This is a genomic window from Moorella naiadis (nom. illeg.) (assembly GCF_051020825.1).
GTDB classification, from domain to species: Bacteria; Bacillota; DSM-521; order Neomoorellales; family Neomoorellaceae; genus Neomoorella; species Neomoorella naiadis.
This window is the reverse complement of sequence record NZ_JAXGFQ010000019.1, coordinates 19,638-45,846: the sequence shown is the minus strand read 5'-3', so window position 1 is coordinate 45,846 and position 26,209 is coordinate 19,638. Positions and strand designations below refer to the sequence as shown.

Here is a 26,209-nt window from a genome sequence, read left to right as displayed (position 1 = left end):
CGAGGTTATTATGCTGGCCTTTATGGTAAAGCGAAATATTTCATTCTGGAAGAGATAAAAAAGTCTATGGCCAGACAGATTGCTGTACTGGCCATAGATAAGGTATATTTCAATTTGGATTTATAAGTTTCATAATGAAGGACCACGTTTAGTTTTATAAAGAAAGAACTTTTATATAATCCCTGTTATGGTATAATAAACCTGGAAAGGAAGGGGTTCTTATGAATCTGGCCTTTAAAGAAGTAGCCGTTGCCGGCAGTTTAACTTATGAGGACTATATACTTTTCCCGGAAGATGGGCGGCGGCATGAGTTAATTGGAGGGGAACATTATATGACACCGGCACCAACCACTGTCCACCAGGGGTTTCTAGGTAAATTATTCCATATTCTTTATCAGCATATAACGACAAACCGATTAGGCCAGGTGTTCTTTGCCCCCGTCGATGTGGTCCTTTCACCCCAGGACATTGTCCAGCCTGACCTGATTTTTATCAGCAACAACCGCTGCCACCGGCTGACACCTAAAAACGTCCAGGGAGCACCCGACCTGGTGGTAGAAATAATCTCCGAGGCTTCTCGCCGCCTGGATAAAAAACTGAAGCGCAACCTCTATGCCCGTTACGATGTGCTTGAGTACTGGCTTTTTGACCCGGAGTTGCGAGAAGTTGAAATTTACCGGCGCGACGCTGAAAACCATTTGGTTAAGATAGTGGAATACGAAGATCAAGGAACGCTCACCTCACCTTTGTTGCCAGGGTTGATTATTAATTTAGAACCCCTCTGGCCGGAGATAAATAATTAAGCCTTTACGGTCTCCCAGCTTTTCAGCCGCCGCCAGAGGGTGGTTTTACTGAGCCCCAAGCGGCGGCAGGTTTCCTCTTTATCGTTGCCCGTGAGGGCCAGGGTGTGGCGGATGATCTCCTCCTCCATCTCGGCCAGGGTGCCCCGGAGGGGGAGCTGCAGGCTGGGCTCCGGCTGCTTGTCCGGTGCACCCAAAATTTCCTCTAGGTCACCCGGCTCCACTTCCTGGCCGCCGCGCAGGACTACCAGGCGTTCCAGGACGTTTTCCAATTCGCGGACGTTCCCCGGCCAGGAGTAAGCCTGCAACCGGGCGACGATTTCCTGGTTGAATAAGAGCGACAGGCGGCCGGACCGCTGGCTGATCTTTTCCGCCAGGGCTTTAATAAGCAACGGTAAATCTTCCAAACGTTCCCGCAGGGGCGGCAGCTTGATCTGCAGCACGTTTAAACGGTAGTAAAGGTCGCGGCGAAAGGCTTCCTGCGCCACGGCCGCTTCCAGGTTGCGGTGGGTGGCGGCGATGATGCGCACGTCCACCGGCAGCACCCGGTCACCGCCCACGCGCATGATGGCCCTTTGCTGCAACACACGCAAAAGCCGCGCCTGCAAGTTTAACGATAGCTCGCCGATTTCGTCCAGGAAAAGGGTGCCGCGGTGGGCCAGCTCGAAGAGGCCCTTTTTGCCGCCTTTACGGGCACCGGTGAAGGCGCCTTCCTCGTAGCCAAAGAGTTCGCTCTCCAGCAGGTTTTCCGGTACAGCGGCGCAATTGATGGCGACGAAAGGACCTTCCCGCCGCTGGCTGGCGTTATGAATACTCTGGGCCACCATTTCTTTGCCCGAGCCTGTCTCACCCGTGATTAAAATAGTGGCTTCGGCGGCGGCATACTGGCGGGCCCGTTCAATGACCCGGGCCATAATGGGGCTGCGGGTAATGATATCGGCAAAGGTGAACTGGGCTACGTGACCCTTAAGATACAACTCCTGGCGCGCCTTTGCTTCCACTGCTTGCAGGTGACTGACATCCTGAAAGGTCGCCACGGCGCCGACAATCTCCCGGCCGGTAATGACCGGGATCACGTTTTCGGCAACCATAGTATTGCCGGCGCGGTGTAATTCCCCCAGGTGCTTTTGCCCGGACTGGCGCACCTGGTCCAGGGGCACGCCGGGCAATACCTCCCGGGCCGGCCGCCCCACTACCCGGTGGGCGGAGAGGCCCAGGATCTTTTCCGCCGCCGGATTGACCAGGGTGATGCGGCCCTCATGGTCAGTGGCCACAATGCCTTCATAGGCAAAGTCCAGGATGGTTTTGAACTCCTCGGCCCGGGCCCGCTCCCGGCGGCGTACCAGGGCCACCTCCCAAGCCTCACGAATGGCCTGGCTGATGGCTTCTTTACCGGAGGTCACCAGGATGGCCTGCAGGCCATTTTCGCGGGCCAAACGGGTAGAAACGGCATCGCCGACGATAACCTCCAGCCCCATGGCCTGCCCTTCGGCGATTACCCCGGCCGCGTCCTCTTCGGCTTCAATGATTAATTCTTGGATATGCACACCAAGGATGGATTCCAAGCTCTTGGTACCGTAAATGACATTGCGGAAGCCGGCCACGCCGATATAGCTGCCTAACTCCCGAGCCCCGGCCAGGGCGCGGATCAAGTCGAAGGCACTGACGGCGATCTCCACCACCGGTACCTCGACATGGCGGCTGATGGCCGTGGCCGTACCGCCGCGGCTGATAATAACTTCAGCGCCTTTATCGACCAGCTCCCTGGCCACCCTGACCCCTTCGGCCAGGTCGCCGGTAGCGATGGTTATATCTTCGCTCAATTCCGCACATACTTGGCGGGATAAAGCTGCCAGATCATCATACGGGGCTACCAGGGCTAGATGGGACATATCTACCACCCTACTAATTTGTGAATAAAATTTGGTCTAATTACCGGGTTCAAAATAACCTTTGGCGTTATTAATGATTCCTAAACCTTCCTAAAACATATTTCGACAAATGATCAGCACTATTATTTACTGAAGACTAAAGGAGATACCGTACTGAAAGAGGCAACAATTCAGCTTTTGTTCTCTTCTCCCTTTTCCCGTTCGATTAACCTTTTTTCCACCATAGCCTTGAAGCGCTCTATATCATCCCGGCCTGTAGTCAGGAAGTCTTTAAGCAAAGCCCACTTTATATCCAGGTATTGATGGGCCAAAACATTTCGCGTCCTGGCTTTTTCCGCCAGGGATAGGGCCAGCTCTTGATCAATAATTCCCGCCTCGCCCAGCTGAAGAAAAGCCTGGCGGTAGGTTTCCGGCACTTCCAGGTTTTCTCCGGCGATAAGGATTTTGGCGATATCCAGGGCGGCATTAACAATATTCTCTATTATCCTCTCGGCATCACGGCGACTTTTACGATCACTCTGGTACTGAAAATAATCCATCTCCTGGTAGGACTTTAAATCCTCCAACTCTATTGCTAGAAACCGGAGACGACGAATAATGGAAATTGCCTGCTCATCCGTAATTGGTGCCACTTCAGATCGCCCCCTTGATCTTCATCCGCCAGCGCCACCAGTCGAGTAAATATTCCTGAAAATCTTCCGCTTCCCGGGAAATATCAAGGAGATATTGAATATAAAAGTTTCGATCCCGTATCACAAGGGGTTTACCCTTTAATGCCGCCCACGCCAGAGAGGGGGCAGCCTCGTTTAAAACTAATAAATCCACCTTCAGACCCAGCATATCCTCCAGTTCATTCCATAACCGGTAAACCTCCTGGAGGGTATACCCCGGTTCGTAGTAGACCCCTATATCTACATCGGAATTCGGCCCCGCCCTGCCCTGGGATTGGGAACCAAATAGAAAAGCCAGCCGTATATTCCGGCACCGGGCAAAGTAGTCCTTAAGACGCGCGTAAATCTTCATATCCATAATTATTTCACCTTATTTCACCCGCTGCTGGTGCCGCCTGGCGGCATGGGCGTCTCTTAACGCTAGAAAAACCTGTCACCAGCAGGCCTGGCGCATGGAAAATCATCGACATCTTTCCGGCACCGTAAACCACAACCCGGTTCAGCCCTGATTACCACAACATCTCAAACTGCCGCTGCATGGCAGCCGTGGCCCAGACCCCTAGCAGACCAAAAAGAACAATTACAGCCTCAATGGTCCAGAGGTGCCCAAGGGTATGCAGGCCGTAGGCGATCTGGCCGAAGGCCGCTACCGCATCGACAGCAGTCTTATAAATAAAGGCCAGCCAGAACCAACGCAGCCGGCCCACCCGGACGCCGTAGACCACCAGGACGGCGGCTGCTATATGAATAGGTATAGTAAAAGCCCGCTCCACCACCGGCGCCAGGGCCCACAGGAGGGCCCCCTGCCGGACCATCAGGGGCATGGCAGCTACGGGTGGGAGGGTACCCCGCAGGCCCCAAATAACAGTCAGCAAAGCCGGGACGCCCAGGGCCAGGGCTTCCAGGGCGCCAAAACCGATACCAAAGGCGACGGCTTCCTGCCAGGTGGCGCGGCGCAGGGAGTTGACCATATTTACCAGAAGCAAAACCAGGACTACTTCAAAGATACCCGTCAGCAGGCCGATGTAAAGCCAGTAGACAGGGCCGGAGATCGCTCCTGGCAGGTGCTGGGTGGCAAAGTAAACGGGGCGGTTGAGGTAAAAGGAAACCACCCCTTTGAGGATAACAGCTACCAACCAGGCCAGACCCCCCAGGGTGAAGAAGCTCCAGCGGGCCTTACGCCGCCACAGGAGGACCGCCGCCAGGGCTACCAGGATCATGCCGCTACCACTGATGAGGAAAAGAGGGTTGACTGCCGGGATGGGGACCACCTCCATGTTAACTATACCATTTCTAGCCGGTGATTTTAACCCTATTTTCCCCCTTTTGCCGGTATTTTTGTCTTTCCGCATAAAAAAAGCGGGAGTAATCCCGCTCTCCGCTGACGCGGCAACAGCAAAAGGATAGAAATGGTAAACGGCGTTATTTTTAGGGTCGACACCTATGCCGACAGGTGACACCAGGGAAACGATCCAAACTACCGCCCGACCATAGCCCAGGTGAAGCTACCCCGCAGAAAGGCGTCGACGTATTTTTCTTTGACTTCCCGCCCGATGAGGGCCTGGAAGCTCCCGGCGCCATCGGGCGGGCCTACGGCGACCATGCCCACCAGCCGCCGGCCCTGGAGGACGGCTTTACGGTAGAGGGAACGTTTTTCGTCCAGGCGCGTCACCACCTGGTAACCCTCGCCTAAAGGGCTAAGGGGTGTACCGTTGCCGGCCTGCTTCCCATCGCTCCCTGCAGGCCGGTCTTGACTCTCAACCGGTGGGTTAACAATGCCGCCGCCGATGACCCCCAGGCTACCTGCGACCAGGGAATTTTGGCCGATGCCGCCCCGGTAGGCCGTCTGCCGGCCGGCCATGTTGAGGCCGGCCAGGCGACCCTGCTCCACGGCGTTACCCCAAATGGCGTTGAGGCGCGGCTGCTGCCAGGCACGATCAAAGGCCTCGGCCACATCGCCGGCGGCGTAGATGCCGGGGACCGAGGTGGCCAGATACGCATCGACCAGAATACCCCGGTTGACAGCCACCCCGGTGCCCTCTAGGAAGCCCGCATTGGGCCGCACCCCTTTACCGACCACCACGACATCAGCCGGCAGGGTGGCCCCGGAACGGAGAACGGCCGCCGTCACCTTCTCTTGCCCCTCTAGGGCGACCACATCCTCCCGCAGGTGAATGCTAAAGCCCGCCGCAGTCATGGCCCGGCGGATGAGCTCCGCCCCCGGATCATCCAGGGCCTGGGAAAGGAGCCTACCTGAGGAGACCACCAGGCTGACCCGTAATCCCCGGGCGTGAAGTCCTTCCGCTGCCTTGATACCTACCAGGCCACCGCCGATGACCACGGCCCGGCCGCCGGGCCGGGCGTATTGGCGGATGGCCGCCGCGTCGTCGATGGTCCTCAGGGTAAAGACCCCGGGTAGGCCCGCCCCGGGGAAGTCCACCCGCTGGGGGTTCGCTCCGGTAGCCACCAGCAGGCGGTCATAGGGAAGCTCCCGGCCGCCGTCCAGGATCACCCGGCGGCCGGCGGCATCAACCCCGGCGGCCCGCCGTCCAGTGAGCAGTTGAATACGCTCCTCACGATACCACTCTTCCCCCGCCAGCCAGAGCCTTTCCCGGGATACCAACCCGCCGAGGTAATAGGACGTCAGGACGCGGGCGTAGTAAGGGTAAGGCTCATCACCAACTATCGTTATTTCCCCTGCCGGATCAGCACCGCGGATGGTTCGGGCCGCGGCCACCCCGGCGGCGCTGTTGCCAATAATCAAATAGCGCATTCCATCAGCCACCAACTCTCTTGATAAACCTTTCCCGTCTACCCTCCTGCCGCCGGCGGTATGAGGGTTACCTTATCCCCCGGGCTCAAGGGAGTAGCCAGTCCGTGGAGGAAGTTGATATTGCGGCCGTTGACCAGGATGGCAATACCGGCCTTCGGCAACCCCTCCGGGGTCATTAGTTCGCGGCGGAAGTTCTCCCCATAGCGGGTGATAAGGGCGGCCAGGGCTTCGCCCACGGTAGCCGCTGCTATTTCGACCCGGCTTTCCCCGGCCGCCCGCTGCAGGAAACTCAAGAGTTCAACTTGCATTACGTTTCCTCCGTTTACAGCCCCAACCGCTCCCGGGTAGCCGCTGTGACCCGGCCTGCTTCGTCCCAGCCACGGACCTGGTAGTACTCGGCCAGCATCTGGGCCAGGGACGAGGTCTTGCCCTTGGCCGGGCCTTCGGGCATGGGTTCTTCCAGGAGGCGCGGCGCCAGGGCGTCGTCGGCCTGCGTCAAGCCGGCGGCGAAGTTAAATAACCGTTCCAGGTTGTAGATTCGCTCGCCTGCCAGAAGGCCCCGCTCCTCATTATAACCCACGCCGGTGGCCGGCGCCAGCATGCTGACGACATCGGATGCCCCCAGGGCAAAGGTGGTAAAGAGACACATACCGCTGGCGTCTACCAGGGCGGTGAGATCCTGGAAGGCCTTATCCAGGGCCGCCTTGCCCTCGGAGGAAAGGGGATCAGCCTGCACGGGGATGCCCAGAACCTCGGCGGCGATGGTATAGCCGCGGACGTGGCAGCCGCCGCGGTTCGAGGTGGCGTAGTTAAGGCCGATGCCCTGGAAGGCCCGCGGGTCATAGGCCGGGTATTCCTGCTTCTTGCTGGTCATGGAGAGTTCCGGATGGCCGTAGCGTTCGGCCAGGCGGTAGGAACCCTCGGCCAGCAGGTCGCCGATGCCCTCGCGATAACCCGCCTTGCGCGCCGTTTCCACCAGGACGGCGGCGTTACCGAACTCCAGGGGCACCTCGGTATCCCCGGCCGGCAGGTACCCCTTCTCGTAAAGCTCCATGGCGCAGGCCAGGGTGGAGCCGAAGGTAATGGGGTCATACCCCAGCTCGTTGGCCAGGAAGTTGGCCTTGACGATGGCCGCCAGGTCGTCGACGCCGCAATCGGCTCCCAGCGACCACAGGGCTTCATACTCCGGCCCTTCACCGTGGCTGGCATAGGGCCCGCCTGGCACCAAGGTGGCGCGGCCGCAGGCCATGGGGCAGGCCAGGCAGCCCTTTTTGCGTACCAGATAGTTTTCTGCCAGGGCCTCGCCGCTGATCTTCGCCGCCCCGGGGAAGACACCGGTCTGGAAGTTCCGGGTGGGCAGGCCGCCGTGGGCGTTGATAACGTTGACCAGGACGCCGGTGCCGTAAGTGGGCAGGCCGCCGTGGGTGACGTCGTTAGCCTTAATCTTGGCCAGGGCAGCCAGGACAGCCTCCCGGAAGGTCGGCCCGTCAGCCACCTTCACCCCACCATGGCCGCGGACGGCGATGGCCTTGAGGTTTTTGGATCCCATGACGGCACCGACGCCGGAACGGCCGGCGGCCCGGTGTTTATCGTTCATGATGCAGGCAAAGCGCACCATCTTCTCCCCGGCCGGGCCGATGCAGGCCACTTTGGCGTCAGGGCAAGTGGCGGCTTTAACGGCGTCTTCCGTCTCGGGGACGTTTTTCCCCCAGAGCTCGCCGGCCGGCCGCAGCTCGAAGGAGCCGTCCTCAAGCCACAGGTAAACCGGCTCCGCCGCCCGGCCTTCCAAGATAATGCCGTCGAAACCGGCGTACTTCAGCTCGCCGCCGAAATACCCCCCCGAGCTGGAGGCGGCGATGGTACCCGTCAGGGGCGATTTGGTGACGACGTTATAGCGGCTGCCTGAAATGGCTATTGTGCCGGTAAGGGGACCGGTCATAAAGATGAGCTTGTTCTCCGGGGCCAGGGGATCAACCTGGGGGTCGATCTCGTCATACAAGATCTTGCTCGCCAACCCCCGGGCGCCGACATAATCCCTGGCCAGCACCGGGTCTAATCGTTCCACCTTAGCCTCGCCGCTGCTTAAATTTACCCGCAGCAATTGGCCAATCCAACCGTACATCTAGACCACCTCCCGTAAAGCAGCCTGGAACCGACGAGCCCATTGCTGCCGTCGGTCCAAAGCCTGGCCGGCCGGTTCTTTATATTGAATCGCATCCCAGGGGCAATTCAAGACGCACTCCGGTTCGCCCCCGCAGAGGTCGCACTTGACGACCTTCTGTTCGGAAACGGAGTAATCAGTGCCACCAAAGGGACAGGCCATGACGCACATGCGGCAGCCGATGCAGCGATCCTCGTTGATTACGACGGCGTTAGTCTTAGCATCGCGGCTGATGGCCCCGGCCGGGCAGACAGCCATGCAGGCCGGTTCGTCACAGTGCTGGCAGACCACCGGTTGGTAGTAATCTTCATCCAGGAAGGCAGCTACCGACAACCGGGCCGCCGCCGGGTTAAATTCGCCGGTGTGTTTGAAGGAGCAGGCCAGCTCACAACGACGACAGGCAGTACATTTATCCTGTTCTACTACCAGTACCTTGGACAAAATAATTCCCCCTTTCGCGATTTTCATCACAAATTTGACATTGCTTCTTAGTCCCCATCTGTTCCCTTGCTCCTTTACCCTCCAGCGATCACCTCCCCGAAAATGAGATGTGGGCGTGGGGGCAAAATAAAAAAGTACTCTTATAAGAAAAGAGTACCTTCCTTTGCCCAATAGCAGGTCAAGGGATTGCTCCCCGGCCCTGACGTTTGCCCTTCCCGGAGGGAGAGAGACAACTCGGAAGTCGCTTATATTAAGCTGTTCACTATAATTTTATTTATTCGCCGCCAGGCTGGAAATTCCTGCTTCAGCAGAAAAAATTAAGACAAAATTCTTGCAGCATCTCTACGCCTGGCAGGGCTAATTTAAAAACTCGATCTCGCCCCCCGCCAGGCTGCCGATTTGGACCAGGGATTCCACCCGCAGGCCCTGGTCGCGCAGGGCATCGCCGCCGGTCTGGAAGACCTTCTCGATGACCGTGCCTACACCCACCAGGGTGGCCCCGGCCTGGTTGATGATCTTCAACAACCCCCGGACCGCTTCCCCCGAGGCCAGGAAGTCGTCGATGATCAGCACCCGGTCCTCCGGCCCCAAGTAGCTCCCGGCTACCACGATATCGATGATTTCTTCTTTCGTAAAAGAACGCACCCGGCCGCAATAAGTCTCGCCCTCCATGGTGGAGGGTTGCTTTTTCTTGGCAAAGACCACCGGCACCCTGAGGCTGAGACCGGTCATTAAAGCCACGGCAATGCCGGAGGCCTCCACCGTCAGGACTTTGGTAATGCCGGCATCGCTAAAGCGGCGGGCAAACTCTTCACCGACCTGCAATATCAACACCGGGTCGATCTGGTGGTTTAAAAAGGAATCTACCTTGAGGACGTCGTCGGATATTACCCGCCCTTCCTGGCGGATTTTCTCTTTTAACAGCTCCACTACCGCCAAAACTACCTTGCTCCTTCCCCTGTACCCTAATAAAGATATTATAACTTAAGTGCGGCTAAATGAGAAGAACCCACCCCCAGAAAACCCGGGCCAGTACAAAAGGCCGGTGCTGCGTAAGCACCGGCCCGGCAGATACATCCTTATTCAGGCAGCTTGTCGATGTCGATCTTGCCGTCTTTGAGGTCCTTGATAATCTGATCGATCTTCGTCTTGACCTCGGGCGGCACCTTGTCCTTCAATTTGTCGTTCCAGTAAAGGCCGACGACGCCCTGTTTGACGCCCAGGGGATAGAACTGGGCCTTGAACTGGCCCTGCTGGACCAGCTTAATCATGTAGACGATACCGTCGGCGATGTTGCGGTAGGCGCTGACGAAGACGGTATCCGGTGCGATGCCGCTCTGGTCCTTAATCACGCCGATGGCCAGGATTTTCTTCTCCTGGGCCGCCTGGATGACCCCCAGGCCGGCCTGGTCGGCGTTGTGCATCATAATATCCGCACCTTGCTCAATAAAGGCGCGGGCCGTTTCCTTGGCCTTGGCCACGTCTTCAAAGCTGCCGGTAATGGCCGTCAAGGCTTCCACCTTGGGGTTGACGTACTTGACGCCCTTTTTGAAGCCCTCGATGGTATCCGTCACCGGCGGAATGGAGAGACCGCCGACGCAGGCCACTTTATTCGTCTTGGTCATCAGGGCCGCCAGGGCGCCGCCCAGGAAACCGGCCTGTTTGGCCAGGACGCTGTAGGAGCCGACGTTGGGATCTTGAGATATTTTACTATCGGTAATTAAGAATGTGGTTTTAGGAAACTCTTTGGCTACCTTCTTGGCGGCGTCGCCAAACTGGAAGCCGTGGCCGATGATCACATTGTAACCCTGGGAGGCATAGGCACGGAAAGCCTCTTCAAAGTCGGACTGGGGCACGCTCTCGCGGTAGGCGACCTCCGCCCCCAGCTCTTTACCGGCCTTCTGGATGCCGTCGTAGGCCGAGGCGTTCCAACCGCCGTCATTAATGGGGCCCGGCAGCAGGGCTGCGATTTTAAATTTGGCTTTCTGCTCCCCGGCCCCAGCCTGGGGAGCGGGCTGGCTTTTCTTGGCGCAGCCGCTCAGGAGCAGGCTGCCGGCAAAAACAACCACCAGCAGTAAAGCCAGAAGTCTCTTCCCCTTTTTTAACATGATTAGCCTCCTTTTTAATAAGTTTACGGCGGTTACCTACCGCCTAAACCCTCCGGAGCTGGAGGGTTTATCTGTATATATATTCGCTCTCCGGTTCAATTTTCCTGCATCGATGGTACATAAATTAAAGATGATTTAACGCTACTAGTTATTTCGTCTTATTTAGTCATAAAGGGGCTTTTTTCCTGCTGCGCCGGTATTCCATACCCTTATTTTGTTGGAACTGCTCAAGCCACCTCCGCTTTTAACCGCTGCAGGCACCTTACACCTCCGCTAAAAGGGAACGCGGTGTAGTTACGTTTGCACCCTGACTGCTATTGTCCCGGCGGTCCCAGCACCAAGTTGGCCAGGGGATCGAAAAGGTGGGTCAGAAAATTGCTGGGGGAAGGCAATTTTACCCCCAAAGCCGGCAGCAGGCAGGCGGTCGTCCCCAGTAAAAGGAAGATACAAAAAAAGAAAAAATCCCGCCAGGCCCGGGCCCGCAGAAGGGCCGGGCCCTCCATCATAAAGGTTGTGGCGGCTAAAAAGATCACCAAAGGTACCTGATAAGCTTTCATTATCAACATTCACCTCATCTGTAGCCTCCCGCAAGCTGGTGGTACAGCCTCTAGGCCCCGTGGTTCTCGGCGAGCAAACTTAATGCTTGACCTTGTTCAATGACGAGGGTGGCTGGACTTGGTTATACTCTATCGCGCCCGGGGCTGCCACGGCCGGGCCGTCAGTCCCGTCCGGACCACATGGGCTTCCACAGCTACGTCCACGGGCAGGGTTTTAAACTGCTCCCGCCACTGTGTCTGCAGCTGTTGCCAGAGGGCGGGATACTTGCGGCTCACGGCCCCCCCGAAGCCGAAAACGTCGGTGCCGCTCGGCCTGGTCGCCGCCAGGGCGTCCTGGATCTCGCCGGCAACCAGGGCGGCCATCTGTTTTTCGATCTCCTGCCGGGCTGCATCCTTAGTCAGGTCGTGGAAGCACCCTTGTTCCGTCAAATCCCCGCTGACCTTAACCTTGATTTCACCCCGTAGCTGCCCGCCCTGCATTTTAACCCCCACCTGGTGCTCGGTGGTCACGGTCTCGACGACGGCCTTCTCCTGGTCCTGGGGGCATTTGACCTCCAGACCGGCCCGGGCTACCCAGCCCCGGGTCCAGGCCAGGCCCCGGCTCTGGTGGAGGTCCAGCCAGCCCATGAGTTTATCGTGCTGGAAGTAGGCCATGCCCTCCAGCCGGGCCGTATCCACCTCCAGGGGCAGGGCCTGCTGCCTCTGGTCGCCGGCTTTGGGCGTCGTGGTGCGGGGCGGCATGGCCTGGGGTTTGACAGTAATCACCGGCAAAACCGCATCGGCCGCGCCCCCGGAGAGCTCGCCAAAGATGTCGTGGATGGTGGGGATCCGGGTGGAACCATTGACCTTGACCCATTTATTCAAACCGGTAATCTCCTGACCCAGGGTCTGCTGCAGGCCTCCCTGGACCCAGATGATGACGTCTGCCGCCCGGCCCCGAGCGATAAGAACCATAGTGCCGCGCCGCAGTTCGTGGTTGCGGTCCCATAAATCCAGGACCTCCCGCAGACCCTGGCGGGCCAGGGCCTCCCCCACGATAATGGCGTTATCATGGGCCCAATAGACCCTTAAAGGCACCTTCAATGCCAATTCACGGATGGCTTCAAAAAAGTTGGGGCCCCGCCCCGTGGCTAGAAGGGCCTGGCGCTGGGGGCCGACGGTGACGCCGCCACCACCCCCCTCCTGGCCGCCCCCGCCGGGGGGCTGATAAAGCTCGGCCGTGACCACCCTGGTACCGTCCGGTTCCAGGTCTAAAGCAGCCGAGGCAACGATAGCCAGCTCATTGATCTCCCGCCGGTCCCAGCAACCAGCCAGAACCCCGGCCATGAGGATACCGATGATGATCAACCAGTAAACCTTGCCCGTCCTGCTCATAGAGTTAGCATGGCCGGAAAACTGGATCTTATACCCGCCCTACACATATAACCTTCTTTGCCAGGTTATGCTATTAGGAGCCTGTTCACGTGCTTATGCGCCGGGGGACAGGCGCTGCAGCCCCTTTATGGGATCGACGCGCACTCCTCTTGTCCCGGCGTGAACGTCAACGGGATCGCCACCTGCAGCCATCCCGGGGGATCGGCCTGCGCTCCTACGGCAAAGTGGATGCTGCCGCCACCCAATGGGCCTAGCCTGCAGTCCCAATATCCGTTATTACAGGGAGGTGAATGGTTCCTGCGCGAAGATGGCCGCATCACCGGCTGGCAGCTGGCCATGCTCCTAACCGGTTTTTTGCTCGGCACCACCACCCTCATCATCCCCGTAGGCCCGGCTAAAGAGAGTGCCTGGCTGGCGGTGCTCCTGGCGGGGATTCTAGGCGTCGGTGCCGCCTGGCTTTATACCGCCCTGGGGGCGCGTTTTCCCGGCGAAACACCCTTCCAGTATACCCCCCGGGTCCTGGGCCGCTGGCTGGGCACCCTGGCGGTACTCCTTTACCTCTGGCTCAGCTTCCACCTGGCCGCCTTAATACTGCGCAACCTGGGCGAGTTATACGTCGTGGCCATCATGGTCCGGACGCCCATGGGAGTCTTCGTCGGCATCCTCACGGCCCTGGCGGCCTGGATAGTACGCAACGGCCTGGAGCCGGTGGCGCGCTTGGCTGAACTCCTGGCCCCCTGGCTTTATGTAATTATGGTCGTCCTGGAAATTCTTACCTTTGCCACCCCCAACCTGACCCACCTGGAGAACCTTTTGCCCCTCCTCCCCGACGGCAAGTTTCTGCCGGTTATCCAGGGGATTCTCCCGATCCTTGCCTTCCCCTTTGCGGAAACCTTTCTCTTCCTGGGGGTTATACCCTTCCTGGTCAAACCCAAGAAAGGCTTCCTGCCCTTTGCTCTGGCTGTCGCCTTTGGTACCCTGATCACCAGCCTGGTGGCCTTCCGGAACGTCGCCGTGCTGGGGGCCAGTGAAGCCGAGCGGGTAAACTTCCCTTCCCTGGTAACCGTCCAGCTCATCAACCTGGGGGATTTCCTGCAACGCCTGGACGCCCTGATTATCTTTATGTGGACCTTCGCCGGGTTTATCAAGCTCTGCCTGCCTTATTATTTCCTCGCCCTGGGCCTGGCCACCCTGCTGAAGCTCAAGGATTACCGGCCCCTGGTCCTGCCCTTGGGGCTCTTAATAGCCCCCTTTACACTGCAACTATATGTCTCCTTCCCCCAAATGATCCAGTTCACCCGCATTTATCCCTTTTACAGCCTGCCGATAACCCTTCTCCTGCCCGCCCTGACCCTGGTAGTCGCCGCTGTGCGCGGCCTGCGCGGCCAGCAGGCAGCCCGCCAACGCCGCTCCGCGAAAAAAGCTTCTAACCAGGAGCTACAAGATAATCCGGCGCAAGTCCATGCGCCAAGAAAAGGAAAAAACTCTTCCCGGCGCAGCCGGAGTTAGAAGCAACCGCATGGCTACAGCTCCAGTCCGACTGCAATGAGCCGGGTCATACCGGAGGCCTTTAATCAAATTCTTAGTTGTTCCTCCCAAACAGGTCCTGATATAATAAATTAGATCGCATCGCCTTCCCCCATCTCATTTCCAAGGAGGTTCTTGATTGTCCAGCTTACTGGCCCCGTTGTTTCAAGCCATTACCGGCGCCATCGCCGGTTTTGGTTATGCCGGCATTGCCGTAGCCATGGCCCTGGAGAGCGCCTGCATCCCCCTACCCAGTGAAGTCATCCTGCCCTTCGGCGGCTACCTGGTCAGTGCGGGACGCCTGGGTTTCTGGGAAACCGTCCTGGCCGGCACCGTCGGCGGTACCATCGGCTCCACTATCGCCTATTACGTAGGCCTGTGGGGCGGCCGGCCTTTTTTAAGGAATTATGGCCGCTACGTTTTCTTTTCCGAAAAAGAATTCGCCGTAGCGGAACAGTGGTTTACCCGCTACGGCGAGGCTACAGTCTTCTTTACCCGGCTGATGCCCATTATCCGCACCTTTATCTCCCTGCCGGCCGGCATTGCCGCCATGCCCTGCGGCCGCTTCGTAATCTACACCTTCCTGGGCTCCCTGCCCTGGTCCATCCTCCTGGTTTATGTCGGCCGCCAGCTGGGGGCCAACTGGGAGGCCCTGGGACCCATTTTCCACCGCTTCGACATCGTTATCGCCGCCGGCCTGGTGCTACTAGTTTTCCTGTACTGGCGCCGCCATCGCCGACGCCGGTAGTTCGATGTTAAAACCGGCAAAGGTATAAGATGTAGCCTGAAAGCGCGCCTCCATAGCCGCCATAGTTGACAGCTGCCCGCCGCGCTCGGGGGCGAAAGATAGGACCAGGTTCAGGTCACTGGCGACGGGTAAAAAATTACCGGCATCCAGATAGACGATCCCCCAGTAAGATATGGAGCGAATGAGTTTATCCGGCTGGTCGAAATAACCCTCCAGGTTGCGGCCGAAGAGTTGCGGCGGCAGGAGATCGCCGGGCACCGCCGGTTTATTCTGCCGGGCATAAAAGCTTACCCCCACTACCTCACGGCCTTCAATCTCCCTTCTCCCCAGGTAATGATAATGCAGGTAAGGATAGATACCTGCCGGCAGACCCAGGTTCTGCTGCTGGCGCAGGAGGACGGCTACCTCCGGCGCCGGCGTTAAAGACTGCCACGCCCCGGTGGCGCTGCCGCTGCCGACCACGCGCCGGTAGCGGCGGCCGGCGGTGACAAACTGCTCGACGGTTAACTCCTGCTGCTTCTCCAGATGCAGGGTAACGAGCTGATGCATCTTTCCGGGCAGGATAATCTCATACAGAGAATCACCCTGGATGACCAGGCGGTCCAGTTCCGCGGTGGCCGGTAAGCCGGGCCGGCTGTGGAATTGCAGGCCGATTTTACCCTGAACCCTAATGGCCTGCTGCCGGGCCAGGGCCTGGCGGCAGCGAGCCAGGAGGCCTTCCGCCCGGTTTTCAGAACCGAAGACGGCTGCCAGCCACCCCGCCGCTGCGTCCGGCTCCAGGATACCTCCTGGTTCCCCAGGCGGCAATAAACCCTGGTGCCGGAAAAAAGTATACTGGCTCAAACCATAGGGTACGTCTTCCTCCCCGGCAGGCCTTCCCCGGCTGCTGATCTCATTGGGTAACCCCAGGGCCCTGGCGGTGAGGATAACTGCCTCCAGGCCGGTGATCGGCTGCTCCGGCCGTAAGGTACCGCCCGGATAACCCTGGATCAGCCCCTGCTGCCAGAGAGCCTGGAGGGCCGGGGCATACCAGCTGCCCGGCGGCACATCCCCGGGCAGGTCGCCGGCTTCGTCTGCACCCTTGATCCCGGCGGCGGCGGCCAGCATGACGGCAAAACCGCCCCGGGTCAGCTCCGCCGCCCGGGCCCTGGCCGGCGGCAGCAGGGAGAGCAGTTCGCTGGCAGAAGGATCGGCCCAGGCCGTGCCCCAGGGTAAAAACATGAGGAATAGAATCAACCCTGTCAAACTTGCCTTGCGCATCTTTCTCCTCCCCCGAAATGAGATGGGTGTATAGATCGTACTTTTATTCCATTATATGGATATTATAGCATAATATGCCGTATACAACCACCAAAAAAGCAGGCTTCTTGCCATCGATGCCTGCTTTTTTACAACTCCAGGTTCTAAGATATTCCGCTTTTCCCTAGCTTAGCTGGCGGGGATAGTCGGCAAAGAGGCTCCGGGCCTCGGCAAAGGTGGTATCCGGCGCCGGGAGGATCAGGTCGGATTCCACTAATTCCGTATCGGGGATGCGGCTGCCGCGGCCGCGGATCAAGGCTAGAACTTCATGGAAGTTGCTTTCGTATTCCTGCTGGTTACCTGCCGCCAGGGCGTCCAGGAGGCTGTCGTCCAGGCGATCCAGGTCGGTCAGGGCCTGGCCCTCCAGCCGGTACTGCCCCTCGGTAAGGATGCGGATAATCAAGCTTTACCCACCTCTTTCTTTAGACGTTCCAAATCGGCCTGGACCTGGCTACCAACGCCGGCTTTTTTCAACTCCGCCTCCAGGGGGTCGCCGGTCTCCAGGGCGTCGTCCAGGACGCCGGAGTTCACCAGTTCGTCAATGGCTGCCGCCCTGGCACGCATATTCTCCGTCTTTTCCTCCGCCCGCTGGACGGCCAGGGAGACGTCGGCCAGTTCCTCAGAGAGGCCGGTGGCTGCTTCGCCGATCTTCACCTGGGCCTGGGCGGCGGAATACTGGGCCTTGAGAACTTCCTTCTTGGTCCGAAAGGCCTCGACCTTGGCCTGAAGCTTGGCCTCCACGGCCGCCAGCTTTTCTTGTTCAGCTTCTAACCCCTTTACCTGTTCGGCCAGGCCATCCAGCTGCTGCTGGATAGTGGCTTTGCGTTCCAGGGCCGTAGTGGCCAGGTCTTCCCGCCCTATTTGCAAGGCCTGGCGCGCCTGATCCTCAAGCTTCTGCAGGTTATCCTTGAGTTTTACGGCCTGCAGCTCCAGGCGTTTCTTCGAGGCGACTACATCCGCCAGGTTACGTTTGACGTTCTGCAACATTTCCAGTTGCCGCTGGTAGGAATAATCCAGGGTCTCCTGGGGGTTCTCCGCCTGGTCCAGCACCTTGTTCATTTTGGCTTTAAAGATAGTCGACATGCGCGAGAGGATACCCATACCTATACACTCCTTTTCCATATTTTAACGTACCCTTTATAAACCGCTTCCATTAAACCGGGCAGCCCCATAAAGGGTACCAGCGGCTGTAATCCTTTTCCCAGGGCAGTTCTTTCTCTATAAGGGCGGCCAGGCGCATCTCCTGGGCGTTATCGCGTTCCTTATCCTTGCCGTTCAGGGGTATAAAGGGATAAAAGGCCCCCCGTTTATAGTTAAAGATCAGGTATAAAACCTGATCAGCCTTGACCAAGCGGAAAACTGCCGCCAAGAGGCGCTCCCCGGCCCCCTGCTCCGTCAGGTTCTGGCCGGCCATGTGGGCCAGGGCTACCAGGTCCTCCCAGTCCGGATCGGTAAAAATAAGCCACTGGTAACCATACTCGTCCTTTTTCGTCTCCACTTGACTCTGCATCTCCCGGGCCGCCAGGGTTACCAGTTCCCCCGTCTCCTCCTGGGCTTCAGTAAAAAGGCTGTCTTCCGCCGGCCGCAGAGCCACCCCGGACCGGCCGCCGGGATGCCAGCCCAGCTCGCTTTCCAGGGTGACAATGGCCGTGCTCAGGGCAAAGAGGGGTTCCGTCTTGGCCGGGGGCACCCGGGTACGCCCCAGGATGGCATCCAGGAAGCTCACCGCCGGTCCTCCATCTCCTGCTCCAGTTTCCGCAGGTAGGCCAGGCGCCGCTCCAGGGACGGGTGGGTCGAGAAGAGTTCCATGAGGCTGTTGCTATTTAACGCCGGAATGATGAAAAAGGCGTTAAAGGCCTCGGCCTGGCGCAAGTCGCGGTTGGGGATGCGGGCCATGCTGCCGCTGATTTTCACCAGGGCGGAGGCCAGCTGCCCCGGCGAGCCGGTGAGGATAGCCGAACCCCGGTCGGCGGCAAACTCCCGGTAACGGGATAGGGCGCGAATCAGGAAGTAGCTCAACAGCCAGACGACCAGGGAGGCCAGGTAAACCAGCATAACGTTATTGCGCTCATCCCGGTCACGGCCGCCGCCGAAGCCGCCGCCCCAGAAGAAAAAGTTCTGGACGATAAAAGAGGCCACGGTGGCAAAAAAGCTGGCCAGGGTCAGGACCGTCATATCCCGGTTTTTAACGTGGGTCAACTCATGGCCGAGAACGGCCTCCAGCTCGGAGGGTGTGAGGCGTTCCATGAGGCCCGTGGTCACGGCCACCACGGCGTTGGCCGGGTTACGGCCGGTGGCAAAGGCATTGGGCATAGGGGTAGGGACAATGGCTACCCTGGGCTTGGGCAGGTCCGCCAGGGCCGCCAGCCGCTCCACCAGGGCGTGAAGTTCCGGCGCCTCCCGGGGTGATACCTCCTTCGCCCCCATGGACCAGAGGACCATCCGGTCGGAGAAATAATACTGGACACCCAGCATAATAGCGACAAAAACAATCATCCCGGTGTAACTAACGCCGGCCTGCCATAAAACGGCCAGGAAAAAGAGATACAAGGCCGCCAGCAGGAACATGGTCAAAAACATCCGCGCCGTTAAACCGGCATCACCGCCTAATTGACGTCGCATAGCCAACCTCCCCCGGGCAAGAAGCGTAATAAGATAATCGAATCTACCCCTTTAGCTCCTCCCGCATGCGATGATATTCTTCAGTTGTAATTTCACCCTTTGCGTATCGCTCCTTGATAATTTCCACAGGATCGGGGTGCCTGAGGGTCTGTTGGCCGCCGCGGTGGTTAAAAAGGCTTACCAGGCCATATACCGCCAGGACGAAGATGCCAAGCAGCAGCACCCACCAGAGAAGCATCCCCAGGCCCATACCCCAGTTGTAATAACCCCACATCATATATCATACCCTCCCTAACCATATTTGGCAAGTTCCACCGTACAGGTCCCGGCCCAAGGCTACAAAAATCGATGTAACCTTTGTGCTCCAGAGGCTTCGGCCTGGCAGGATCCATCATACCCCCGACCTGTATATCTTTCTGGGTAGATTTTACTTTAGCTCCACCTGTATTGTCAAGGAACTTCACAAAAACTTCACACATAGTATAACCCGCCGGACTAAATTTTTCTCGCCCGGTTTCTGTACATACATAAAAGTACCCTTGCCGGGGGATATTTTATAAGGGATTAAAAAATTTATGGAGGTGCTGGTACGCCTATGCCGAAAATAAGTTGTAGCGTCAATAACTGTCATTACTGGTCCAGCGGCAACGTCTGCGACGCCTCGCAGATTCTCGTTACCTCGGATTCCATGAGCAAATCTCAGGCCCAGAATGTTGATGCCCCCATGTCGGGGAGCATCTCGCCCACACCCGTAAATTCTGCGGCCGAAACCTGCTGCAAAACCTTTGTCGCCAAGGGTTCGGCCCAGAGGACCAGTGACGGCGTAACCCGCAAGTAGTTCCAGGCCAAGATTTTACCAAGCTCAATTCAGCCAGCGGCAGGAAATTCCTGCCGTTTTTATTTTGGCGGTGCATATATTTTTAAGGAGCCCCTTATGGAGGGGCTGACATGGCGAACCCACCACCACAAAGGAAAGAAGGGCAGAAACTGTGACGGGATTTAAGCCAGCCTTAAAGCCGCCGGCCCTGCCAAAGGGTGCCACCGTGGGCATCGTAGCCCCGGCCAGCCCCCTGCCCGACCAGGAGTATCTGGAACGGGGCCTGGCGTTCTGGCGCCGGCGGGGCTACCGGGTGCGCCTCGGGAGCCACATAAACGCAGCTACCGGTTACCTGGCCGCCGGCGACGACCAGCGCCTGGCCGACCTGCACCGAATGTTCTGCGACCCGGAGGTGCAAGCCGTTGTTTGCCTCCGGGGGGGGTACGGCAGCCTCCGGCTGCTGGCCGATTTGGACTACGAACTCATCGCCGCCCATCCGAAAATCCTGGTGGGCTACAGCGACATTACCGCCCTGCACCTGGCCATTAATAAAAAGACCGGCCTGGTAACCTTCCACGGCCCCATGATCTACCCCGAGCTAGGCAGTCAATCACCTTCGCCCTATACGGTAAAATCCCTGTTCTGCACTCTGGAGGCAACGGTTCCCCCCGACCCTATCTCCCCGGCATCAAACCTGCCGCCAGCAGTAACCATCAATCCGGGCCGGGCCCAGGGGATCGTCATCGGCGGCAACCTTTCCCTGGTGGTGGCCACCCTGGGAACGCCCTCTGAGATTGATACCCGGGGCAAGATCCTCTTCCTGGAGGAGGTCAACGAAGCCCCCTACCGCCTGGACCGAATGCTGACCCAGCTACACCTGGCCGGCAAGCTGGCGGAGGCGGCCGGTATTGTCTTTGGTTTTGCCGGGGAAGCAACCGCATTGGGGGTAATCACCGCCAGGTTGCAACTTACGGGCCGACCCTGCTTCTATGGCCTACCAGCAGGTCATATCAATCCTCAGGTCACCCTGCCCTTGGGTATTCACGCCTGGCTGGATGCGGAAGCCTGTACCCTTACCTACCTGGAAGCGGCAACGGCGCCGGCCTGAAGCCGGCGCCGCCCTTCAGGGCAGGAAATGTCCCATCAGCGACAAGAAAACCATCACCCCGAAAACAGCTATGATCATGACAATGGCGGTGCTCCTGGTCATCTTTTCCCCTCCCGACCGGCATCGCTAACATATTATTCGCAGCTTCTATATTTTAAGACGCCGCCGGGAGGTGAAAAGTTCCCGATTTCGAGGGGTAGCATAAGTTTTTTTTAGAAGGCAACGGCCATTTTGCATGGCTGGCGGTACAGGCTCCAGGCTCCGGTGGTTCTCGGCGAGCAAACTTAGCGCTCAGCCTTCCTCGGCGGCGGGGGTGGCTCGACTTTATCTCTTTGATCAGTCATGACGGGGCATGCTACTCCTCGTTCCTTAAGCCACGCTACGATCCCCATCCCGTTCACCGCCGCCTCGCTGCGGCTTCGCTTAGTTTGCTTTACGCCTCGAACCAAGTCGCCCTCTGCCTGTACCCGCCAGCCCCTGCCTTTACCTGTATATTCATCCTTCGTAGCGGGGGCGTCAACCCCCCTGAGGGACTCCTTGCGATAGGTGGTGACTCTAAGAGCCTAGAATAGCCCCCGCCAGGGCGTAGTAGCCGGCTGCCGCTGCCCAGAGCTGTTCCAGCTCAATATATTCATCCACCACATGGGCCTGGTCCTCCCGGGAGGGGCCGAAACCGATAGTCGGCACCCCGGCCTCGCCGGCGTAAAAACTGCCGTTGGTGCAGAAGGAGTAATGGCTTAGGGCCGGCTCCAGGCCCGCGGCCGCCAGGCCCCGTCGGGCCTGCTGGACCAGTTCATGGTCGTCCGGCAGCAGCCAGGCGGGGTAAAAGCGCTCGCTGGTGATGGTGTCACCGGTGTAGCATTTCCCCTCGCCCAGGGCAAAAGATGCTTCCCCTTGAAAACCGGGGTAGGTAGCTGCCACTTCTTGAAGAACGCCTTTAATAGGCGCCAGCACGCTCGCCCTTGTCTCCCCCACCAGCAAGCGCCGGTCAAAGGTCACCCGGCAGCCGTCAGGTACTACCGAGGCCCCGGGGTAAGGTGAAGAGATAATATCCGTCAGTTCCATAATGCCTTGTCCCAGTACCGGGTGCACGGGCGGTTCCAGCCGTCGCAACCGGGAGATGACCTCAACCATCTGGTAAACGGCGTTATTCCCCGCGCCGGGATTAGAAGAATGGGCCGGCCGGCCCCGGGTGGTGATGACGATCTCCGCCCGGCCCCGCTGGCCGCGCTTGATTTTCAGTTCCGAAGCCTCACCCAGGATCACATAATCCGGCCGGACGGCCTGAAAAACCTCCCGGGCCGCTACCCCTTCGAAGCATTCCTCGTAGACGGTGCCGACCACCGCCAGGCTGCCGGCAAAATTGCGCCCCTGGTCCTGGGCGAAAAAACCGGCAGCGGCCACCATGGCCGCCAGGGCGCCCTTCATGTCGGAAGCGCCGCGGCCATAGAGCCTGCCGTCCTGCACCTCGCCGCCGATGGGATCATGACGCCAGCCTTCCCCCGTGGCTGCCACAGTATCCATGTGACCGTCAAAGAGCAGGCAGGGACCTGACCGCCGCCCGCGAATGATACCGATAACATTCCCCAGGCCGTCGATCCGGGCCTCGTCGTACCCCAGCTCATGCATTCGCTCACGGACGGCCCAGGCCACCCCTTTTTCTTTGCCGGAAAGGCTGGGTATCCTTAGTAACTGCCGCGTCAGTTCCAGCACCTCCCGGCGCCTGGCTTCTGTCAGCATGATTAAATCCACCTCGGTTTATTAATTTATATTCCCGGTTTCCGGCTTCATTATAGTATCACTTAATAGTTGGCGGCAAGGTTTAGCCATATGGCGCTTTTATATTGTTCTGGGTGACGGGCAATGTACACGAGGACAAAGAAAAAGAGGGTGGAGCTCGCCAGGAACCCCACCCCATTTTCTACCAGCTACTCACCCTTTGAAGGAAAGGCCAGGGCCGAAGCCAGGAAAATAATGATGAAAGGAATTAGGCCCAAAATAACGCCTGTACCTGTATGACCGGCGCCGAAACCGGCCAGTTTCGCACCGTAGAAGCCGGTGGACAGGAGCAGGCCTACAATCAGCCCCCCCAGGCCGCCGATCCACATCAGGGCCAGGCCCAGGGTGGGCGACTTGACGGTGCTGATATCTTCGGGGTCCATAACATCCGTCCAGATCAGGTCCCATTTCCTAATCCGAGGATAAAGGAGCAGGATTAATGGAGGCCCCAGAAAGATGGGGACAATAACATTATTCAGGGTAATAATCGTACCCAGGACGGCAAAGGGAAACATTCCCAGGACCTCCAGGCCCCAGGCGATGATCATGGCGCAGGTGGCCCCGCTCAAAATAACGGCCAGAACATACTGGAAAAAGTCGCCGCCGGATTTAATGGTGGGCTCCTTTTTCAGGGCCTGCCAGATCTTGTAAATCACATAGCCTTCAAAAAGGTTGCCGAAAAAGCCAAAAAAGCTGCCGGGACCCAGGGTACCGAAAAAGTCGCCGATCAGGTTGCCGATGGCCACGCCCCAGGCACCGGCGGGTCCGAAGAAAATAGGAAAGGTGGTAGCGATAATCTGCGCAGGACGAAATTCGGTTATACCCGGGATAATCGGGATACCCTTAAAAGGGATTAAAAGGGCGGCAAAAATTGCTGCAGTGAGAGCGGTCATGGTGATCATCCGGGTGTTCTTCCACATGGTCCATAGCTCTTTCAATCCTTTCTCCCCCTTCCGGAAAATTTTCCGCCGGCTTATCCGCCAGCAACCAACTAAGTAAGCATCACCTCCTCGTGTATTTATGCAGCATCACCTCCTTTTATTTTATTAAACCGCTTATTGCCGTGAGACCGATTATTTTAGCCCAGGCGTTAAAGATGGTTAGAACCACGAAAAAGACCAGAAAAAGGGTATCAACCGTCTGCCATTTTAACTGCAGGTAAAAGGTCCTCCGGGTAGAGTTGCCGAAACCCTTGCTTTCCAGGGCCATAGCCAAACTATCGGTATTGCGGATTGATGAGAGAAAAATAGGCACCAGCAGGGGTACATATTTTTTAATCTTTTCCAGGAAGGAGCCGGAGTCAATATCCAGCCCCCGGGACCGCATGGCCTGGGAGACTGTGGTCCCGGCGCCCACAAAGGTGGGTACCAGCCGCAGGGCGGTGGAAAAGACAAAGGCTACGGCAAAGGGTAGGCCCAGCTTGATTAGACCCTGGGTAATCTCCTCATTTTTGGTAGTAGACAGGAAAATCAGCCCGGCGATAATCATGGCGTCGATTTTGAGGCCGGTGGCCAGGCCGTACATAACCGATTCCCGGGTCACGCGCCAAAACAGAGGCGTTGTACCTTTCGCAAAAACAAACCACATCAACGAGGAGAAAAAGAAGATTAAAACCAGGATGGTTTTAATGCGGGCGATATTTCCCAAGGACCGGGCCAGCACACCGTAGATTAGAATCAGCAACGTCGCTCCCGCAACCCACAGGGGGTGGTCATTGAGCAAGGGTATAGCAAAGGTGCAGACTAAAATCAAGATTTTAGCCCGGGGGTCCAGCCGGTGGATAATGGTATCCTTATCCAGGTATAAATAGAGGTTCACTCTGTTCCCCCCTCGCATCCTTCCAGGCAGGCCATTATTTCCCCCACACTGAGGCAGGTAGCCCCCAGGCGGTTGCTAAAACGCACGATCTGGGGCGGCTTGAGGAAGGCGGCTTCCAGTTCTTCTTCCCGGCCAAAAACTTCCCGTGCCGTCCCATCCATAGCCACCCGGCCGTCCTTAACAACGACCACCCTGTGGGCATATTCGGCCGTCACCCACATGCTGTGGGTGACCATAATTATAGTATGACCCATTTCATTGAGCCGCCGGACCAACTCCATCATGCCCCGTTGCTCTTTATAATCCAGGCCAGTCGTCGGTTCATCCAAGATGATCACCTGAGGCTTGGCGGCCAGAATCGAGGCTACGGCCACCCGCTGCCGCTGGCCTTTAGTCAAGGAAAAGGGATCTTCCTCTTCCAGGCCCGCCAGTTCCACGGCCTGCAGGGCGTCCTTGACCCGCTCCTCGATCTCATCCGGAGGTACACCGTAGAGTTTGGGGCCGTAGGCCACTTCTTCTTTTACAGTCCCGGCAAAAATCTGGTGATCCGGGTTCTGGAAGACATACCCCACCACGCGGCCGAACTTATCGATGCTTTCGGCGCGCGTATCCATCCCGGCTACCACCACTTCCCCGGCTGTCGGTCGGAGCAGGCCGTTGAAGTGCTTGACCAGGGTGGTTTTGCCGCTGCCGTTCTGCCCCAGGATGGCTACGAACTCCCCCCGACGGATAGTGAGATCTATACCCTTCAGGGCTTCAAAATCGTTATCATAGCTATGGCGTAAGCCCTTGACTTCAATAATGGGTTCGCCGTATTTCCCCTCCCAGGCTGCCTGCTGGGCCGCAACTATGGACCGGTAACGCTCCCGTTTCAGGGTTAACCCCGCCCGCCGCCACGCCTCCAGGCCTTCTTCTACCGTCAGAGGCAGTTCCTTGAAACCAAGCCGGCCGAAGAGTTCGGCCATATCCAGGGGTTTTACCGCACAATCGGCCAGGAGCGCGCTCCGGCTCAGTATCTCCCTTGGCGTGCCCTGGGCCAGGATAGTCCCTTCCTTCATGAGGATAATACGGTCGGCCTCCAGGGCCTCCTCCACCTCATGCTCGACAATGACCATGGTCATGCGCTTTTCCTGCCGCAGGTTACCGGCGATGCTGAAAACCTCATACTTACCCACAGGATCGAGATCGGTCGTCGGCTCGTCCATACAAATAATCTCCGGTTGAATAGAAAGAACCGAGGCTATGGCCAGGCGCTGTTTCTGGCCCCCGGAAAGGTTAGCCGGTTGTCGTTTTTCAAATCCCGTCAGGCGGACCTGCTCCAGGGCCTCCCGCACCCGTTCCCTGATTTCCTCCGGAGGAACATTGAAATTCTCCGGGCCAAAGGCGACCTCCAGTTCTACGCTGGTGGAGAAGAGCTGGGTTTCGAAATCCTGGAATACTAGGACCACCGTCCGGGCAAAGTGGCTGACCTTATGCCCCGCCGTCGGCACACCCTTAATCTTCACCTCGCCTTTAAAGGCGCCTTTTTTTAAATTGGGCACCAGGCCGTTCAAAGCCAGACACAGGGTGGACTTGCCGGCCCCGCTGTGGCCCATAATGACGATAAATTCGCCGGGGCTAATATCAAGGTCAATCCCCTTCAGGGCCGGTTGGGTACCGCCTTTAAAGGTAAATTCCAGGTTACGGATTTCAATAAGGCTCATCTTAGATACCT

Annotated in this window: 28 protein-coding genes; 6 read left to right on the top strand and 22 right to left on the bottom strand. The window is 58.1% G+C overall.

Annotated features, from left to right (window positions below; all coding sequences use genetic code 11):
- Positions 1–221 precede the first annotated feature (221 nt).
- On the top strand, positions 222–803 hold the full coding sequence (locus SDD30_RS12205; protein WP_434075196.1) for a Uma2 family endonuclease: 582 nt from the start codon (positions 222–224) through the stop codon (positions 801–803).
- Here the strand turns inward: SDD30_RS12205 and SDD30_RS12200 are convergent.
- The 12 genes from SDD30_RS12200 to SDD30_RS12145 form a co-directional block, all read right to left on the bottom strand.
- Positions 800–2,692 carry a sigma 54-interacting transcriptional regulator gene (locus SDD30_RS12200; protein ID WP_434075195.1) on the bottom strand — a complete coding sequence of 631 codons (1,893 nt, stop codon included), beginning with the start codon at positions 2,690–2,692 and terminating at the stop codon, positions 800–802. The genes SDD30_RS12205 and SDD30_RS12200 overlap by 4 nt on opposite strands.
- Before the next feature lie 170 nt (positions 2,693–2,862).
- On the bottom strand, positions 2,863–3,324 hold the full coding sequence (hepT, locus tag SDD30_RS12195; RefSeq protein ID WP_434075194.1) for a type VII toxin-antitoxin system HepT family RNase toxin: 462 nt from the start codon (positions 3,322–3,324) through the stop codon (positions 2,863–2,865).
- A gap of 1 nt (position 3,325) precedes the next feature.
- Positions 3,326–3,721 (bottom strand): type VII toxin-antitoxin system MntA family adenylyltransferase antitoxin, encoded by a 396-nt coding sequence (gene mntA, locus SDD30_RS12190; RefSeq protein WP_434075193.1) that lies wholly within the window; start codon positions 3,719–3,721, stop codon positions 3,326–3,328.
- Positions 3,722–3,872: 151 nt separating this feature from the next.
- On the bottom strand, positions 3,873–4,823 hold the full coding sequence (locus SDD30_RS12185) for a YhfC family glutamic-type intramembrane protease (RefSeq protein ID WP_434075192.1): 951 nt from the start codon (positions 4,821–4,823) through the stop codon (positions 3,873–3,875).
- Positions 4,824–4,840: 17 nt separating this feature from the next.
- On the bottom strand, positions 4,841–6,136 hold the full coding sequence (locus SDD30_RS12180; RefSeq protein ID WP_434075191.1) for an NAD(P)/FAD-dependent oxidoreductase: 1,296 nt from the start codon (positions 6,134–6,136) through the stop codon (positions 4,841–4,843).
- Between the two features lie 38 nt (positions 6,137–6,174).
- Positions 6,175–6,444, bottom strand: a complete 270-nt coding sequence (locus tag SDD30_RS12175) for a MoaD family protein (RefSeq protein WP_434075190.1) — start codon at positions 6,442–6,444, stop codon at positions 6,175–6,177.
- Positions 6,445–6,458: 14 nt separating this feature from the next.
- Positions 6,459–8,258: an aldehyde ferredoxin oxidoreductase family protein gene (locus SDD30_RS12170; protein ID WP_434075189.1), complete on the bottom strand. Its 1,800-nt coding sequence runs from the start codon at positions 8,256–8,258 to the stop codon at positions 6,459–6,461.
- Entirely contained in the window at positions 8,259–8,738 is a 480-nt protein-coding gene (locus SDD30_RS12165) for a 4Fe-4S dicluster domain-containing protein (RefSeq protein ID WP_434075188.1), read from the bottom strand.
- Positions 8,739–9,095: 357 nt separating this feature from the next.
- Entirely contained in the window at positions 9,096–9,668 is a 573-nt protein-coding gene (locus tag SDD30_RS12160) for a xanthine phosphoribosyltransferase (protein WP_434075205.1), read from the bottom strand.
- Positions 9,669–9,817: 149 nt separating this feature from the next.
- Complete coding sequence (locus SDD30_RS12155; protein WP_434075187.1) at positions 9,818–10,846, bottom strand: BMP family protein; 1,029 nt, start codon at positions 10,844–10,846, stop codon at positions 9,818–9,820.
- Positions 10,847–11,160: 314 nt separating this feature from the next.
- A complete protein-coding gene (locus SDD30_RS12150; RefSeq protein WP_434075186.1) occupies positions 11,161–11,403 on the bottom strand; it encodes a hypothetical protein in 243 nt (80 codons plus the stop codon).
- Between the two features lie 129 nt (positions 11,404–11,532).
- The gene (locus SDD30_RS12145) at positions 11,533–12,777 is read right to left on the bottom strand and encodes a Ger(x)C family spore germination protein (RefSeq protein WP_434075185.1); all 1,245 of its coding nucleotides are present in this window, start codon (positions 12,775–12,777) and stop codon (positions 11,533–11,535) included.
- 89 nt (positions 12,778–12,866) lie between these two features.
- Between SDD30_RS12145 and SDD30_RS12140 the strand changes: the two genes are divergently transcribed.
- The 3 genes from SDD30_RS12140 (at position 12,867) to SDD30_RS12130 (ending at position 15,052) form a co-directional block, all read left to right on the top strand.
- Positions 12,867–13,031: a hypothetical protein gene (locus tag SDD30_RS12140; RefSeq protein ID WP_434075184.1), complete on the top strand. Its 165-nt coding sequence runs from the start codon at positions 12,867–12,869 to the stop codon at positions 13,029–13,031.
- Positions 13,006–14,286, top strand: coding sequence for a GerAB/ArcD/ProY family transporter (locus SDD30_RS12135; RefSeq protein ID WP_434075183.1), 1,281 nt, complete (start codon positions 13,006–13,008; stop codon positions 14,284–14,286). Before SDD30_RS12140 ends, SDD30_RS12135 begins: the two co-directional genes overlap by 26 nt.
- Before the next feature lie 157 nt (positions 14,287–14,443).
- Positions 14,444–15,052: a DedA family protein gene (locus tag SDD30_RS12130; RefSeq protein ID WP_434075182.1), complete on the top strand. Its 609-nt coding sequence runs from the start codon at positions 14,444–14,446 to the stop codon at positions 15,050–15,052.
- On the opposite strand, the gene SDD30_RS12125 is transcribed toward SDD30_RS12130, so the two are convergent.
- The 6 genes from SDD30_RS12125 to SDD30_RS12100 all read right to left on the bottom strand — a co-directional run bounded on the left by SDD30_RS12125 (position 15,011) and on the right by SDD30_RS12100 (position 19,250).
- Positions 15,011–16,312 (bottom strand): S-layer homology domain-containing protein, encoded by a 1,302-nt coding sequence (locus SDD30_RS12125; protein WP_434075181.1) that lies wholly within the window; start codon positions 16,310–16,312, stop codon positions 15,011–15,013. The genes SDD30_RS12130 and SDD30_RS12125 overlap by 42 nt on opposite strands.
- 163 nt (positions 16,313–16,475) lie before the next feature.
- A complete protein-coding gene (gene pspAA, locus SDD30_RS12120) occupies positions 16,476–16,754 on the bottom strand; it encodes a PspA-associated protein PspAA (protein WP_434075180.1) in 279 nt (92 codons plus the stop codon).
- A complete protein-coding gene (locus tag SDD30_RS12115; RefSeq protein WP_434075179.1) occupies positions 16,751–17,452 on the bottom strand; it encodes a PspA/IM30 family protein in 702 nt (233 codons plus the stop codon). Before SDD30_RS12115 ends, pspAA begins: the two co-directional genes overlap by 4 nt.
- Before the next feature lie 52 nt (positions 17,453–17,504).
- Positions 17,505–18,077: a PspA-associated protein PspAB gene (gene pspAB, locus SDD30_RS12110; protein WP_434075178.1), complete on the bottom strand. Its 573-nt coding sequence runs from the start codon at positions 18,075–18,077 to the stop codon at positions 17,505–17,507.
- Positions 18,074–18,973, bottom strand: a complete 900-nt coding sequence (gene htpX, locus SDD30_RS12105) for a zinc metalloprotease HtpX (RefSeq protein WP_434075177.1) — start codon at positions 18,971–18,973, stop codon at positions 18,074–18,076. The genes pspAB and htpX overlap by 4 nt, the downstream gene beginning before the upstream one ends.
- A gap of 43 nt (positions 18,974–19,016) precedes the next feature.
- The gene (locus SDD30_RS12100; RefSeq protein WP_434075176.1) at positions 19,017–19,250 is read right to left on the bottom strand and encodes an SHOCT domain-containing protein; all 234 of its coding nucleotides are present in this window, start codon (positions 19,248–19,250) and stop codon (positions 19,017–19,019) included.
- 318 nt (positions 19,251–19,568) lie between these two features.
- Here SDD30_RS12100 and SDD30_RS12095 point away from each other — a divergent pair, with 318 nt between their 5' ends.
- Positions 19,569–19,811, top strand: coding sequence for a DUF1540 domain-containing protein (locus SDD30_RS12095; protein WP_434075175.1), 243 nt, complete (start codon positions 19,569–19,571; stop codon positions 19,809–19,811).
- Between the two features lie 151 nt (positions 19,812–19,962).
- On the top strand, positions 19,963–20,898 hold the full coding sequence (locus tag SDD30_RS12090) for a S66 peptidase family protein (protein ID WP_434075174.1): 936 nt from the start codon (positions 19,963–19,965) through the stop codon (positions 20,896–20,898).
- A 555-nt stretch (positions 20,899–21,453) separates the two neighbouring features.
- Here the strand turns inward: SDD30_RS12090 and SDD30_RS12085 are convergent.
- From SDD30_RS12085 to SDD30_RS12070, 4 genes are all read right to left on the bottom strand, one after another.
- Entirely contained in the window at positions 21,454–22,638 is a 1,185-nt protein-coding gene (locus tag SDD30_RS12085) for a YgeY family selenium metabolism-linked hydrolase (RefSeq protein ID WP_434075173.1), read from the bottom strand.
- 188 nt (positions 22,639–22,826) lie between these two features.
- A complete protein-coding gene (locus SDD30_RS12080; protein WP_434075172.1) occupies positions 22,827–23,615 on the bottom strand; it encodes a QueT transporter family protein in 789 nt (262 codons plus the stop codon).
- 100 nt (positions 23,616–23,715) lie between these two features.
- The gene (locus SDD30_RS12075) at positions 23,716–24,495 is read right to left on the bottom strand and encodes an energy-coupling factor transporter transmembrane component T family protein (protein WP_434075171.1); all 780 of its coding nucleotides are present in this window, start codon (positions 24,493–24,495) and stop codon (positions 23,716–23,718) included.
- Positions 24,492–26,198, bottom strand: coding sequence for an ABC transporter ATP-binding protein (locus tag SDD30_RS12070; protein ID WP_434075170.1), 1,707 nt, complete (start codon positions 26,196–26,198; stop codon positions 24,492–24,494). Before SDD30_RS12070 ends, SDD30_RS12075 begins: the two co-directional genes overlap by 4 nt.
- Positions 26,199–26,209 lie beyond the last annotated feature (11 nt).

Coding starts and splice junctions, on each gene's coding strand:
- SDD30_RS12170 (WP_434075189.1), bottom strand. CDS start 8,258: ATGTACGGTTGGATTGGCCAATTGCTGCGGGTAAATTTAAGCAGCGGC.
- SDD30_RS12100 (WP_434075176.1), bottom strand. CDS start 19,250: ATGATGTGGGGTTATTACAACTGGGGTATGGGCCTGGGGATGCTTCTC.
- htpX (WP_434075177.1), bottom strand. CDS start 18,973: ATGCGACGTCAATTAGGCGGTGATGCCGGTTTAACGGCGCGGATGTTT.
- SDD30_RS12180 (WP_434075191.1), bottom strand. CDS start 6,136: ATGCGCTATTTGATTATTGGCAACAGCGCCGCCGGGGTGGCCGCGGCC.
- SDD30_RS12150 (WP_434075186.1), bottom strand. CDS start 11,403: ATGAAAGCTTATCAGGTACCTTTGGTGATCTTTTTAGCCGCCACAACC.
- SDD30_RS12095 (WP_434075175.1), top strand. CDS start 19,569: ATGCCGAAAATAAGTTGTAGCGTCAATAACTGTCATTACTGGTCCAGC.
- SDD30_RS12135 (WP_434075183.1), top strand. CDS start 13,006: ATGCTGCCGCCACCCAATGGGCCTAGCCTGCAGTCCCAATATCCGTTA.
- SDD30_RS12145 (WP_434075185.1), bottom strand. CDS start 12,777: ATGAGCAGGACGGGCAAGGTTTACTGGTTGATCATCATCGGTATCCTC.
- SDD30_RS12155 (WP_434075187.1), bottom strand. CDS start 10,846: ATGTTAAAAAAGGGGAAGAGACTTCTGGCTTTACTGCTGGTGGTTGTT.
- mntA (WP_434075193.1), bottom strand. CDS start 3,721: ATGGATATGAAGATTTACGCGCGTCTTAAGGACTACTTTGCCCGGTGC.
- SDD30_RS12070 (WP_434075170.1), bottom strand. CDS start 26,198: ATGAGCCTTATTGAAATCCGTAACCTGGAATTTACCTTTAAAGGCGGT.
- SDD30_RS12200 (WP_434075195.1), bottom strand. CDS start 2,692: ATGTCCCATCTAGCCCTGGTAGCCCCGTATGATGATCTGGCAGCTTTA.
- SDD30_RS12175 (WP_434075190.1), bottom strand. CDS start 6,444: ATGCAAGTTGAACTCTTGAGTTTCCTGCAGCGGGCGGCCGGGGAAAGC.
- SDD30_RS12125 (WP_434075181.1), bottom strand. CDS start 16,312: ATGCGCAAGGCAAGTTTGACAGGGTTGATTCTATTCCTCATGTTTTTA.
- SDD30_RS12205 (WP_434075196.1), top strand. CDS start 222: ATGAATCTGGCCTTTAAAGAAGTAGCCGTTGCCGGCAGTTTAACTTAT.
- SDD30_RS12085 (WP_434075173.1), bottom strand. CDS start 22,638: ATGCTGACAGAAGCCAGGCGCCGGGAGGTGCTGGAACTGACGCGGCAG.
- SDD30_RS12115 (WP_434075179.1), bottom strand. CDS start 17,452: ATGGGTATCCTCTCGCGCATGTCGACTATCTTTAAAGCCAAAATGAAC.